The sequence below is a fragment of the Bradyrhizobium sp. UFLA05-112 genome (assembly GCF_053572325.1).
The window spans coordinates 1-13,331 of record NZ_JBANBK010000081.1 but is presented as its reverse complement, the minus strand read 5'-3'; the positions used below and the strand labels follow the sequence as shown (position 1 = coordinate 13,331).

Sequence of the window (13,331 nt, the reverse complement as noted above, 5' to 3'; positions counted from 1 at the left end):
GGGGACAGTCTGGATTGCTTCGCCGGCAATGACGGAAAGGGGCGGTGCCGGTGGGGACAATCACTTGCCCTCCCGCTGCTTCATGCGGGGGTCGAGTGCGTCGCGGGCGGCGTCGCCGATCAGATTGATGCTGAGGATCGCGAGCGAGAGGAGGAGGCCCGGCCAGAAGATCAGCGACGGCTTGATCTGGAAGTACTGACGTCCCTCGGCCATGATGTTGCCCCAGGTCGGCGTCTCCGGCGAGATGCCGGCGCCGAGGAAGGAGAGGATGGCTTCTGTGAGGATCGCGGATGCGCAGACATAGGTGCCTTGCACGATCAGCGGCGCGATCGTGTTCGGCATTAGGTGGCGCCACATGATCTTCGGCAGGGAAGAGCCGACCGAGATCGCCGCTTCCACATAAGGCTCTTCGCGCGCGGACAGGACGACGGAGCGCACCAGGCGCGCCACGCGCGGAATCTCGGGAATGGTGATCGCGACCAGCACGGTCCAGATGCTGGCGCCCGACAGCGAAACGACGGCGATCGCGAGCAGGATGCTCGGCATCGCCATCAAGCCGTCCATGACGCGCATCATGATGGAATCGACCAGCTTGAAGAAGCCGGCGACGAGGCCGATCGCCAGCCCGATGGCGATCGAGAGGATCGCCGAGCCGATCCCGATCAGCAGCGAGACGCGGCCGCCATAGATCACGCGCGACAACAGATCGCGGCCGAAGGCGTCGGTGCCGAGCAGGAATTGCGCTGAGGCCGGCTTCAGGCGCTGCGAGGGCGCGAGCAGGACCGGATCATGCGGCGCGATCAGCGGCGCAAGGATCGAGATCAGCGCGATCAGCGCGAGGCAGATCGTCGCGGCCGCGATGATCGGCGTCGACGTAAGGAATCCGAACCGCGGCCGTAGCGGCGAGGTGATGGGGATGGACGATTGGGGAAGAGTATCAACCGACATGCTGGAGCCTCAATACCTGATCCGCGGATCAAGGAGGGTGTAGGCGACGTCGATCAGAAGATTGACGACGACATAGATCAGCGACGTCAGCAGGATCATCGCCTGGATCACCGGATAGTCGCGCGCCAGCACCGCGTCGACAGTAAGACGGCCGATGCCGGGAATGTTGAACACGCTTTCGGTGACGACGACGCCGGAGATCAGAAGGGCAAAGCCGGTGCCGATCACGGTGATCACGGGAACGGCGGCATTGCGCAGCGCATGCCGCATCATGACCGCGACCTCGCTGATGCCCTTGGCGCGCGCGGTGCGCACATAGTCTTCGCCGAGCACGTCGAGCATCGCCGCCCGCGTCATGCGCGCGATCAGGGCGATATAGATGAAGGACAGCGCGCAGGTCGGAAGGATGATGCGCTCGAAGAACGGGCCGAAGCCGGCCGTGATGCTCTTGAAGCCCTGCACCGGCACCCAGCGCAGGTCGATGGCGAAAATCTCGATCAGGACATAGCCGACCACGAACACGGGCACGGAGAAGCCGAGCACGGAGAGGCCCATCACGAAGCGGTCGATCCAGGTGCCATGCTTCCACGCCGCGATCACGCCGAGCGGAACGGCGACGACGACCGCAAGGATGATGGTGGAGAGCGCGATCGAGATCGACGGCTCGACGCGCTGGCCGATCATCTTCAGCACCGGCAGGTTGGAGATCAGCGACGTCCCGAGATCGCCGTGCAGGAGCTTGTTGATCCAGGTGATGAACTGCACGATGAGGGGCTCGTTGAGGCCGAGCGAGGCGCGGATGCGCTCGAGCCGTTCGGGCGTCGCGTTGTCGCCGGCGAGGATCGCAGCCGGATCGCCCGGAGTGAGCCGGAGCAGGAGGAAGACGAAAAGCGCGACCACGCCCATCACGGGGACGGCGGCGAGGATTCTGCGAACGAGATATCCGAGCAAGTTGGATCCGTCAGATTTAGAGTCAAACCGGCGAGGCGTCCTACGGCAGGTTGCCACCAAGCTGACGTTTCAGCAATTCCCATGCCATCGAGGCCGTCGTTTTTGCGGTGCAGCCAACGTGCTTTGCGCGCGGTTCTAATTGTCAATCTAGCCGTCATGCCCGGGCATCCAGGCCTTCTTCGTCGGGTGGGCAAAACCACCGGGTCGCGCGAACGCGCGCCCGATGATAGGCTCCGCGTGCCCACCACTTCTATCGCAATCTTGGAGAGTTCTATCGCAATCTTGGAGAGAGATGGTGGGGACGGCGCGCGAAGAGCGCGCCTTTGCCGACCCTACGAAGCCCTATTCCAGCGTCGCCAACAGCCCGGCCATCAATCGGCCGCGTTCGGCGAGGCTGTCGACCTCGATGTGCTCGTCGAGCGTGTGGGCATCGGCGCCGCGCACGCCCAGGCCGTCGAGGGTCGGGATACCCATCGCGCCGGTAAAGTTGCCGTCGGAACCGCCGCCGGCGCTGGCATGCGGCAGCTTGGCGCCGAGCTCGCGGGCAATCCCGCGCGCTTTCTCGTACAGCGCCATCGTGCCGGCATCGGGTTCCCAGACCGGACGTGTGACCCCGCGCGTCACCTTGAAGCCGACATCATTGGTTGTGCCGGACAGCGCCAGCATCTTCTCGACGCCGCGGTCGAGATCGGCCTGGCGCTTGGCCATGGAGAGCGCCTCGCCGATACAGGTAGTGGCAACGCAATTGACCCACTGCCCGCCATGCACGATGCCGACCGAGAAGGTGCAATCCTCCGTGGTCATCGCGTCGATCGCGAGAATCTGCCTGGCCATTTCCCGTATCGCGGAACGTCCCGCGGAGAGCGTCGCGCCGGCGTGGCTCGGCCGCCCGGTTGCCTCGAGATTGAAGCGCGCGATCGCGTAGCGCCCGGTGACGACGCCGTTGTCGGGCCGGCCCGGCTCGGGCACCAGCACGTATTTGTTGCGCGCAGCCTCGGCCTCGATGATGTCGCGTGTCGATGGCGTGCCGACTTCCTCGTCGGGCGTGAACAGCACCGTAATCGGCAGCGGCGTTACGAAGGAGGCGCGGGCCAATTGCCTGATGGCCTCGAGCGAGAGGTAGTTACCTCCCTTCATGTCGAAGATGCCTGGGCCGTAGCACTTGTTGCCTTCTCGCCGCCATCTCAGCTTCTCGATGGTGCCGACGGGGTGCACGGTGTCCATGTGACCGGCGATCAGGATGCCCGGCTCGCCTTGCTTCGGATGCGGAAAGCGTGCGCGCACGACGCCGCCAAAGCCTTGTCGGCCGGCGATGTGCTCGATCGTCGCACCCATGATCGCCATGTCGCGCGCGGCGAGGTCGAGCATGCGGTTCACGGCAACCGCGTTCCAGGTCGGACTTTCGCATTCGACCCATGCGTGCAGACCTTGCAGCATGACTTCAGAATCAAACGGGAGATTGGTTGGATTCATGGGCGGCCTCTTCAGGCTTCGCACGCGCGGAACACGCGTTGCATAGCAGTCGGGAAACGATCGGCGGGATTGGTTGTAGAGCGAAACATGCAAACATGGAGCCCGTGCGCGCGCCTGCATGGGCATGCAGCGAAAGCGGATTGACGCTTTCGATGCGCTCTGCAACTCTCGAAAAGGTAAAGGCATTGCATGATGTGGGCGCCTAACGAACGATCCGAATGCTCAACCAATAACCTGCCTTTGACCAGTTTCACGTCAGGAGAAACGTCGATGTTCCACTTCTTGCGCCGGGGACGCAGCGCGATCGTCTCCAAGCTCGTGCTGTCGGCCGTCGCGCTCACCGCACTGGGCTCGCCGGTCCTTGCCGCAGGCAAGACCATCACGGCGGTGATGCACTCGGACCTCAGGATCATCGATCCGATCTTCACCACGGCCTACATCACGCGCGACCATGGCTACATGGTTTACGACACGTTGATCGCGACCGATTCGAATTTCAAGATCCAGCCACAGATGGCGGACTGGAAAATCTCCGACGACAAGCTCACCTACACCTTCACGCTGCGCGACGGGTTGGAGTGGCATGACGGCACGCCGGTGACGGCTGAAGACTGTGTCGCCTCGCTGCAGCGCTGGGCCAAGGTCGACGGCATGGGCCAGAAGTTGATGGACTTCACCGCCAGCCTGGAGGCGACTGACGCCAAGACCATCACGTTGAAGCTGAAGGAGCCCTACGGCCTCGTGCTCGACTCCATCGGCAAGCCGTCCTCGCGCGTCGCCTTCATGATGCCAAAGCGCCTCGCCGAGACGCCGCCGGACAAGCAGATCCCCGAGCAGATCGGCTCCGGCCCCTTCAAGTTCGTGCAGGCCGAATTCCAGCCAGGCGTGAAGGCGGTCTACGAGAAGAACAAGGACTATGTGCCGCGCAAGGAGCCGTCGAGCTGGACCGCCGGCGGCAAGGTGGTGAAGGTCGATCGTGTCGAGTGGGTCACGATGCCGGACTCGCAGACCGCGGTGAACGCGCTGCAATCGGGCGACATCGATTTCATGGAGAATCTGCCGTACGACATGCTGCCGTTGCTGGAGGCGAACAAGGAGCTCACGATCGAGGTCTCGAACAAGTTCGGTTTCCAGACGCTCGGACGGATGAACTTCCTTTATCCGCCGTTCGACAACGTGAAACTGCGTCGCGCTGCCTTGCTGGCGATGAACCAGAAGGATGTGCTCGACGCGCTCGTCGGCAACCCCAAATATCAGAAGGTCTGCGGTGCCTTCTTCGTGTGCGACACGCCGCTCGCGACCGACGTCGGCGCCGAGAGCCTGATCAAGGGCAATGGCATGGCGGAAGCCAAGAAGCTGCTCGCCGAGTCCGGCTATGACGGCACGCCGGTCGTGATCATGGGGCCCGGCGACGTCACCACGCTGAAGGCGCAGCCGATCGTGGCCGCGCAGTTGCTGCGTGAAGCCGGTTTCAAGGTCGACTTTCAGGCGACCGACTGGCAGACCGTGGTGAGCCGTCGCGCCAGCCAGAAGCCGCCGAAGGAGGGCGGCTGGAACATGTTCTTCACCAACTGGGTCGCCGCGGACGTCTCCAACCCGATCGCCAATCTCTCGATCGGCGGCCAGGGCAAGAAGGGCGGCTGGTTCGGCTGGGCGGAAGACGCCAAGATCGAACAGCTCAAGGATGCCTTCGTGCATGCGAGCTCGCTCGACGAGCAGAAGAAGATCGCCGCCGAGATCCAGAAGGAAGCCTACGAGCAGGTGATCTACATCCCGCTCGGCCAGTATTTGCTGCCGAGCGGCTGGCGCAAGTCGCTCACCGGCGTGCTCGACGGCCCGGCGACGCCGGTGTGGTGGAACGTGGACAAGTCCGAGTAGGCGGCACGCCGCTCTCCAAGCGGACGAAGTTGACGATGGCCGGGGCAGTCGCCCCGGCCATTTTCGTATCGCGGCTTGCCGGAATCCGGCAACTCCTGCACCAAGTGTCGCGTGCCGTTCACCAATTAAGGCTCTTCCAAATTCCGATTGTTGCCATTCGTTTCGAGGGCTGAAATAGATGGCGCCGCTCTTCCCGCCTCTTTCCCTCCGTCGATTTGAATGACGTGCCGATAGATTTTGCATTCCAGTCGATGGCCGAACGCTCGGACCGCGCGCCTGCGCGCTGGCGCCGTCCATTCCTGCGCTGGCTCGAAGGCGTGGAGGCTGGCTGGGCCGTGCCGCTGCTGCTCACGGCCTTCACCGCAGTCTGGACGCTCTATCTCGTGATCGCCTATCTCGGCGCCGGCCTGCATCCGGACACGCTTGAGGCCTGGACGCTGGGGCGGCATTTTGCCTGGGGTTATCCCAAGCATCCGCCGCTGATGGGGTGGGTGGCGGCCGCCTGGACCGCGATCTTCCCGTTGAGCGACTGGTCGATGCAGCTGATGGCGATCGCCAACGCCGCGCTGGCGCTATGGTTCGTCGACCTGATCTCGCGTCGCTTCGTGAGCGGGCACAAACGCCTGCTGGTCCTGCTGCTGTTGATGCTCACGCCGGCCTATCAATTCCACGCCCAGCGCTTCAATGCCAACAGCGTGTTGCTGGCGACCTGGCCGCTCGCGACCTTCTGCTTCCTGCGCGCTTTCGAGACGCGCGCGGCGGGCTGGGCCATTGCCGTGGGTCTTGCGACGACGCTGGCGATGGTGGGGAAATACTATTCGGTGTTCCTGGTCGCGAGCTTTGTGCTTGCGGCAGCGATGCATCCGGCGCGTCGGGCCTATTTTACCTCGGCCTCGCCCTGGATCTCCACCGTCACCGGGCTCCTGGCCTTATCGCCGCATCTCCACTGGCTCGCGACCACGGGTGCCCCGACCTTCTCCTACGCCTTGGCGCATGCCAATGCCGGCCTCCTCACGGCATTGGGCGAGGTGAAGTCGTTTGCGCTCGGGCTCGTCGCGGCGATGGGTGCGGCGGCCGTCACCTGGGTGATGATTGCAGGCAACCGGCTGAAACGCCTGCCGGCCGACTTCGTCGCGATGGATCCCGGATTGAAGCTGCTGTGCTACGTCGCGCTCGGCACGTTGCTCTTGCCGATGTTGACCTCGCTCGCCATGGGCACGGACCTGCCGTCGCTGTGGGCATTGCAGGGCCTGTTCTTGTTCGTCGTGCCGATCGTGTGCGGCACGCGCTATCCAATCGAGCGCTTCTATGCCGTCAATGCCGCGGTGCTGGTTGCAGGCGTCAGCGTCGTCGCACTCGTGGTCGCAGCTCCCATTCATGCCGTCTACCGCAACGCGCACGGCTACGAAGAGGGCAGGGAGTTTTATCACGAGGCGGCGGCCGAGCTCACGCGGCAGTGGCGCGATCTCACTGGCGTGCCACTCTCCGCCGTCAGCGGCGACGATGCGCTGGCCTTTGCCACCGCATTCTACAGCCCCGATCATCCGCATTATGCGCGGCCGTTCGCCTATCAATACACCTGGGGCTTGCCGCGCAGGACCACGCTGGAGCGCGGCTGGGCGGCGCTGTGCTTCCACGACCAGCCCGATTGCCTCGGCTGGATGGAGCAAACCTCGGCGCGGGCCGGGGATTTCGTCAGACGCGAATTCAGCCTTCAGGCGGAGTTGCTCGGCCGGGCCGGCGTGACGCGCAAGCTCGTCGTGCTGCTCGTGCCGCCGCATGATGACGATCACAAGCCGCCCGTGAGCAACGCGGATGATTTCAGTGCGAGCAAGCGCGCGCCACGGTAAGCACGATCCGGACCCGAAGGGCGCTCCATCAACAATGGCTGTCGCGCAATTGCTCAAGCCCTTCACTTGCGAAGGGCAGGGTGGTCTCTTGCCGTTCCGAGTGCTCCTGCTTGAGCTCCTCGGCGTCCTGCGTTTGTTGGTCCTTACGCTCGGGTTCCATTCGTAACTCCATTGCTGCAGGACAACATGGAGGAGTGAGCGAAGTTCCTGCGCGAGCTAAGCGCCCGCGCGATGATGCGGCTGGAACAGCCGGCCCTTCTCCACCACGGCGACGACGGCGAGCGCAGCCAGCGTGCACAGGAAGAAGCCGGCCGAGAACGGCAGCAACGTTCCGTCAAAGCTCTGGCCGATCGTCATGCCGACGACGATGCCGAACAGCGTCGTGATCGAGCCGTAGAGTGAGGACGCGGTGCCGGCAATGTGACCCTGCGGCTCCATGGCGAGCGCGGTGAAGTTGGCGATCATCATGCCGAACGAGAACATCATCAGGGCCGAGAGCACCATGAACAGCCACAGCGGCAGCATTTGCAGGCTCGCGGTGAGCAGCATGAGGCCGGCGACGAGCGCGTAGCCGACGAGCGCTCCGTGCGAGATCACGCGCATGCCGAGACGGCCCACCAGCCGCGCATTGGCAAAGCCCGCGATGGCGGTGCCGGCCGCGATCGCCGCGAAGGCGAGCGGAAAATAATGGCCGAGATGGTAGATTCCGGTGAACACCTGCTGCGCGCAGAACACGAAGGCGAACAACGAGCCGATGACGAAGCCCGCGGCGACCGCGTAGCCAAGCGTTTGCCGGTTGGTCAGGGTCTGACGGAAGGCCTCGAGCACCTCACGCGGCGCCAGGGACTTGCGCTCGCTCTCGGGCAGGGTCTCCGGCAGTCGCAGCACGGTCCAGCCGAGCGCGAGCAGGCCGTAGGCCATCAGCACGATGAAGATGCCGCGCCAATGCGTCACCAGCAGCACTGCTTGTCCAAAGGACGGCGCGATCACGGGTACGGCGATGAACACCATCATCGCGAGCGACATCACGCTCGCCATGCGCCGGCCGACATAACAGTCGCGCACGATCGAGGTCGCAATCACCCGCGTCGCCGACGTGCCGAGCCCTTGCAGCGCGCGGGCCAGCAGCAGGGTCTCGAACGAGGGCGCCGCGACCGCGAGCACGCTCGCGATCGCGTAGACCGTCATGCCGCCGAGCAGTACCGGCCGCCGACCGAACCGGTCCGACAGCGGCCCCATGACGAACTGCCCCGCGCCGAACCCGATCAGGAACGTCGACAGCACGAGCTGGAGATGATTGGCGACGGGAATGTGAAATGCCGCCCCGATGTTCGGCAGCGCCGGCAGCATCATGTCCATCGCAAGCGGATTCAGCGCCATGATGGCGGCGATCACGATGACGAATTCCGGAAATCCCATCGGGCGGTGTCCCGAGGACACCCAACTGTCGGCATTGACGTCGGACACGTAGCTACCTCTGCATTCGCAGACGCCTGTGTAGCGGGAATGTTGCGGCGCACAAGCCGCGTTTTGGGATGGCTGTTAGGCGCAACGGGAGACACAAACCGGTGAGTCCAGCATGGGTCGAGACCTATGCTCGAGATTGACCCAAAAGCACCGCCACCATCCGGCTTACGAACGGCGCCATTGATCGTGCATTGGCGGATCATGCATTGGCGGGCCAGCGGAAGCCGGTGCGGTCGAGACGAATTGGCGCCGAGTATCACGGCGGTTAGGGCGAACGGGGCAAGCTTTATTCGGTCTTCGACAGCGACAGATGCGAACGGACATCATGCGCTGCGTGTGAAGCAATTCACACATTTGCCATCACGGCTATTGCCTTAACGGTATTGGCGTGTGATGCGCGGGAGTGTGTCGGTTGTGAAGACGTCAATCGACAACCTGCGGCAATTCCAGTCTTTCACCAGCAAAACACCGCAAATGTCCGTGCGCGCTCACGTGGTGAATAAAATCGACACGCGACGCGCACCGCGTTGAACCGGGCGGATGGCCAAAAGACCAATTTGCAACTGGAGGTGATGCGCCGCCAGCCGCTACGCAATGGATTTATGGGGGCGTGGCGCGACGATAACGCGAATTGATTCAAAACAGCCATTTTTGAAGGAGCGTTGAAATGTCGGACATGAAAAGCGATCAATTGCAGGGCGGACATGGCGGGCAGGGTTCCGATGCCGCGAGCTTCATGCGCCTGTTGAAGCGCGAGACTTATCAATCGTTGGAGCTCTCTGATCCCGACACGATCGTGAGCATCATCGCCAAGGCGATCGACCAGGGCCTCGACGATCCCTCCGATACGCCGGACGATGAGGAAAATCCCTTTGTGCCCGCGGCCTACACCTATCTCGGCCAGTTCATCGACCATGACCTGACCTTCGACACGCGCTCGACGCTCGCAACGCTCCCGCCGGGCCTGTCGAGCTTCCCCAATGACGTGCGCACGCCGCGGCTCGACATGGATTGCCTCTACGGCCTCGGGCCGTCGGCATCGCCCTTCATGTATGACGAGGACGGGCGGCTCGCGACCAACATGGACCGGCCCTACGACCTGCCGCGTTCGACGATCTACTACAAGCCCGACGATGCCGGCAGCCATCGCGCCATCATCGGCGATCCCCGCAATGACGAAAACTCCATCGTTTGCCAGCTTCAGCTCGCCTTCATTCACTTCCACAATGCGATGATCGCGTTCTTCAAGTCGCAGGGCCTGACCGGACAAACGCTGTTCCAGACGGCACAGCAGGAGGTCCGCTTCACCTACCAGACGATCATCGTCACCGACTTCCTCAAGCGCATCGTGCAGAAGCCGGTCTATGACAGCTTCGTCCAGGACCGGGCGAGCAAGGGCGATGCGGCCTACAAGCTCTACAAGAAGGGCGATCGCACGGCGCTGCCGCTGGAATTCACCGGAGCTGCCTATCGCTACGGCCATTCGGCGATCCGCAATGCCTACCGGCTCAACGAGAATTTCCAGCGCCGCATCTTCGACGGCGCCGACAATGCGGCCGAGAGCCTCGTCGGGTTCGGGGATTTGCCGCAGAGCCATCGCATCGACTGGTCGCTGTTCGTGACAGATCAGCTCGCGCCGGGCACCAAGGGCGACAACCCCTCGCAGGTTGGCGGCGTGGACGTGGGGCCCGACAAGCACCGGCTGCAATACAGCTACAAGATCGACACCAGCCTCGTGAATCCGCTCCTGGTGCTGCCGCCGCGGATCGGCGGACAGGACATGCTGTTCCGCTCGCTCGCGGCGCGCAATCTCAAGCGCGGCTATAACTTCTCGCTGCCCTCGGGGCAGGATGTCGCCGCAGTGCTCGGCGTGAGCAGCGGGCCGCCTCTGGTATTCGGCGAGCGCCTCTTGTCGTTCAAGGACATGCCGGAAATGCCGGGTGCTGATGCCAGCAAGCTGGACGCGAAAACGCCGCTCTGGCTCTACGTGCTGGCCGAAGGCCAGGCCTGCCTCGCCAAGGATGACGGCACGTTCGACACGAAGATCGAGGGCGGCGTCAAGGTCGCCGACAAGGACTCCAATGCCGGCACCCAGCTCGGCCCAGTCGGCGGCCGCATCGTGCTCGAGGTCTTCTTCGGCATCCTCGATGACGACCAGAGCTCCGTCGCCAATGCCAGCGGCTGGACCTCCGTCATCAAGCCCAACGCGCCCACCATCACGCTGTGGGACATGCTGCGGTATATCGGCGAGGTCTGAGGAGGATGAGACACAAAGGCCCGGCGCGCTGCGCCGGGCCGGACCCCGTTGGGAGATCAGGCGCGCATAGCCGGGGCGGGATCCGGCATGATCAGGTCGGGAACGATGCCGGGCGAGCGAACGTGGGCCGCCACATCGGACCAGGCGATGCGATTGCGCCCGGTGGCCTTTGCTTCATATAGCGCGCGGTCGGCCTCCTCCAGCAGCGATTTCGGATCGTCTGCAAAGGTTTGGCGCCACGCCAGTCCGGCGCTGATGCTCACGTTGCGATCTCGCAGGCCAGGATGAGGCAGATTGATGCTGCTGACCGCGATGCGCAGTTCTTCGCAAAGCTGCTGCAATTCCAGCGCGGTCGCCGACGGGACGATGGCCGCGAACTCCTCGCCGCCATATCTGGCGACGCTGACGCCTGCTTCGCGGGCCGTGTTTGCAAGCGCCTGGGTCACCGTGCGAAGGCACACGTCGCCCGCGATATGTCCGGCCGCATCGTTGTATGTCTTGAAGTGGTCGACATCCATCAGGATCGCCCCGATGCCGCTGTGCCCTCTTTCCGCGCACAATCTCGCGGCTTCGGCTTCGAAAAAGCGGCGGTTCGGAAGTCCGGTCAGCGCGTCGGTGTTCGATATGCGGAGCAGCTCCCGGTTCACCACGCTCAATTCAGTTGCCGCATGCTCGTAGCGAAGCGTTTCGAGGAATCTGCGGCGCCGCTCGACCTCGTTCTTGCGGATGACCAACAGCGCCGTCAGGCATGCGGCCAGGCCGACGATCGTATCGCTGGTCAAGTGGCTGGCGTCGGCTCCGAAGGCGAGCGGCAAGGTCGGATGCAGAACGGCGGCAATTGTGCAGATGACGAGCCCTGCGGCAAACGGCATCGGGACGGAGGCAACGCAGATCGCGAAGAGCATGATCGCCGCAAGCATGTAGTTTTCCTGGATGGCCTTCGGTGCGGCGACACCCGCGAATTCGATGACGGCCATCATGGCGATCATGGCGGAGCCGTAGGCCAAACCCATCAGCAACGTGCTGCGGGACCGAAAGCCATAGATGGCCACGCCTGCGCAGTAGAGCGCGACGACGCAGCGCCACACCCATGCCGCGGCGAAGACGTCGAGATTGGTCGACCGATCGAGAGCGATGGCTGCAAGTGTCAAGGCGCCGCAGACCGCGGAAGAGCGCGCCATGTGACGGGTCATCGAGCGTCCGCGCCGCGCCGCATAGGCGGCCTCCAGCGCAGGCCGAAAGGACTAGCTGGATGCGCGTGCAAGCTCGCTCTCGAATTCGGTGCGATCCACCACTTTAAGCCAAAAATCGCTGAAACCGACGAGGATGGTGGTGCCGACAAGTTAAGATTGGGTCAGTGAAGCAGCACCAGGCCTCCAGCCGGGCGGCATCTGCAACTTTACGGTAAAGCACTGCTTCACGCCCGGGATGGCCGAATGCCATGCCGCCAGACGATGGCGCGTATCGCTTTGTGATCGCGGGGGGAGGGTGGTGCGGGCAGCCGGGGTCGAACCGGCACAGCGCTTGCGCACCGAGGGATTTTAAGTCCCTTGCGTCTACCAATTCCGCCATGCCCGCCGCGTTGATTTGCCTATAGAAATTGCCATTTGCGGGCAAGTGTTTTGCAGGTTTTCCCTCGCTGTTTTGCAAATCAGGCTTTGTTCTGTTCATGGCTTGTCCTTCACCCGCTCGAATGCGCGGATGACGTTGACCTCCCGCTCGACGTGTCGGGTGCCGGTCACCATCTCGGCGACCGTCATCTCGACCACTTGCTGGAGAGCGGCCGCCGTGGTGACGTGATGCTTCTGCGTCGCCGACAATTTGCGCGAGCGCACCTGATGGCGAAATTTGCGCTTGAGGCTCTCGAAACGATCAACTGCGGCGCTCATCGGCCCTCCCGCTCTCGCCGGTCGCGTTCGGCAACGAACCAATAAAGTTGTCGGCCGCTGAGGTCGCCGCGCTTGTAGGCTTCCGCAGCGGCACGGAAATTCTCATCAAGGCGGTAAAATTCAGCCGCGCTCGAGGTCAGTAGGGTGACGTTGCGGGGGAGCACCGGATCGGCGACGGTCGGGAGCGCCGGCTTATCGGGTTCGTTCGATTCCGAGGCCGGATCGGCAACAGCAGGTGCTGTGGGCGCGGCTGCACCGCAGGGGCCCGCATTGCCGCGAACCTGCGCCTTGAGCTGCTCGACTTGCGCTCGCAGTGACCTGATGACGAATGATTGGGTCGTCGATTTGCTTGAGCGCCTGCTCGAAGCGGGAAGATACGATGTTTGACAGTGGTTCTTCGCATTCTGGCTGGGGCGGGTCATCGACCCGCGCATCGCCCGCTGCCTTGCGCAAGAGAAGCCCCAGCGTTTCGACCTGAATATCGTCCAGGCGGCTTAGATCGTATCCCCCGACGGACCGCCCTCCGACGGAAGCAGCCGCGCTAAAGCGGGATGGGGTTAGGTTGAATCGATTTGGGATTCCCAAATCAGCTTGTTTCTGATTCACCATGCTGGCTGG

Annotated in this window: 11 protein-coding genes and 1 tRNA gene; 3 read left to right on the top strand and 9 right to left on the bottom strand. The window is 63.5% G+C overall.

Annotation, left to right across the window (positions count from 1 at the left end):
- Positions 1-60 precede the first annotated feature (60 nt).
- The 3 genes from SO180_RS33410 to SO180_RS33400 all read right to left on the bottom strand — a co-directional run bounded on the left by SO180_RS33410 (position 61) and on the right by SO180_RS33400 (position 3,372).
- The gene (locus tag SO180_RS33410) at positions 61-948 is read right to left on the bottom strand and encodes an ABC transporter permease (protein ID WP_449383076.1); all 888 of its coding nucleotides are present in this window, start codon (positions 946-948) and stop codon (positions 61-63) included.
- Between the two features lie 9 nt (positions 949-957).
- Positions 958-1,899, bottom strand: coding sequence for an ABC transporter permease (locus tag SO180_RS33405; protein ID WP_027526424.1), 942 nt, complete (start codon positions 1,897-1,899; stop codon positions 958-960).
- Positions 1,900-2,241: 342 nt separating this feature from the next.
- Entirely contained in the window at positions 2,242-3,372 is a 1,131-nt protein-coding gene (locus tag SO180_RS33400; RefSeq protein ID WP_449383075.1) for a M20/M25/M40 family metallo-hydrolase, read from the bottom strand.
- Positions 3,373-3,642: 270 nt separating this feature from the next.
- On the opposite strand from SO180_RS33400, the gene SO180_RS33395 reads away from it, so the two are divergent.
- A complete protein-coding gene (locus SO180_RS33395; RefSeq protein ID WP_449383074.1) occupies positions 3,643-5,250 on the top strand; it encodes an ABC transporter substrate-binding protein in 1,608 nt (535 codons plus the stop codon).
- Between the two features lie 251 nt (positions 5,251-5,501).
- Complete coding sequence (locus SO180_RS33390; protein ID WP_449383073.1) at positions 5,502-7,100, top strand: glycosyltransferase family 39 protein; 1,599 nt, start codon at positions 5,502-5,504, stop codon at positions 7,098-7,100.
- A gap of 28 nt (positions 7,101-7,128) precedes the next feature.
- Here SO180_RS33390 and SO180_RS33385 read toward each other — a convergent pair whose 3' ends face one another.
- Together SO180_RS33385 and SO180_RS33380 are read right to left on the bottom strand one after the other, a co-directional pair.
- Positions 7,129-7,260, bottom strand: a complete 132-nt coding sequence (locus tag SO180_RS33385) for a hypothetical protein (RefSeq protein ID WP_449383072.1) — start codon at positions 7,258-7,260, stop codon at positions 7,129-7,131.
- 56 nt (positions 7,261-7,316) lie between these two features.
- Entirely contained in the window at positions 7,317-8,567 is a 1,251-nt protein-coding gene (locus SO180_RS33380; protein ID WP_449383071.1) for a multidrug effflux MFS transporter, read from the bottom strand.
- A gap of 667 nt (positions 8,568-9,234) precedes the next feature.
- On the opposite strand from SO180_RS33380, the gene SO180_RS33375 reads away from it, so the two are divergent.
- Positions 9,235-10,824, top strand: coding sequence for a peroxidase family protein (locus SO180_RS33375; RefSeq protein WP_449383070.1), 1,590 nt, complete (start codon positions 9,235-9,237; stop codon positions 10,822-10,824).
- Positions 10,825-10,880: 56 nt separating this feature from the next.
- On the opposite strand, the gene SO180_RS33370 is transcribed toward SO180_RS33375, so the two are convergent.
- From SO180_RS33370 to SO180_RS33355, 4 genes are all read right to left on the bottom strand, one after another.
- The gene (locus SO180_RS33370) at positions 10,881-12,017 is read right to left on the bottom strand and encodes a GGDEF domain-containing protein (RefSeq protein ID WP_449383069.1); all 1,137 of its coding nucleotides are present in this window, start codon (positions 12,015-12,017) and stop codon (positions 10,881-10,883) included.
- 296 nt (positions 12,018-12,313) lie between these two features.
- Positions 12,314-12,402: transfer RNA gene (locus tag SO180_RS33365), tRNA-Leu, on the bottom strand.
- An 89-nt stretch (positions 12,403-12,491) separates the two neighbouring features.
- Complete coding sequence (locus SO180_RS33360) at positions 12,492-12,713, bottom strand: hypothetical protein (RefSeq protein WP_449383068.1); 222 nt, start codon at positions 12,711-12,713, stop codon at positions 12,492-12,494.
- Positions 12,710-13,147, bottom strand: coding sequence for a hypothetical protein (locus SO180_RS33355; RefSeq protein ID WP_449383067.1), 438 nt, complete (start codon positions 13,145-13,147; stop codon positions 12,710-12,712). Before SO180_RS33355 ends, SO180_RS33360 begins: the two co-directional genes overlap by 4 nt.
- Between the last annotated feature and the right edge of the window lie 184 nt (positions 13,148-13,331).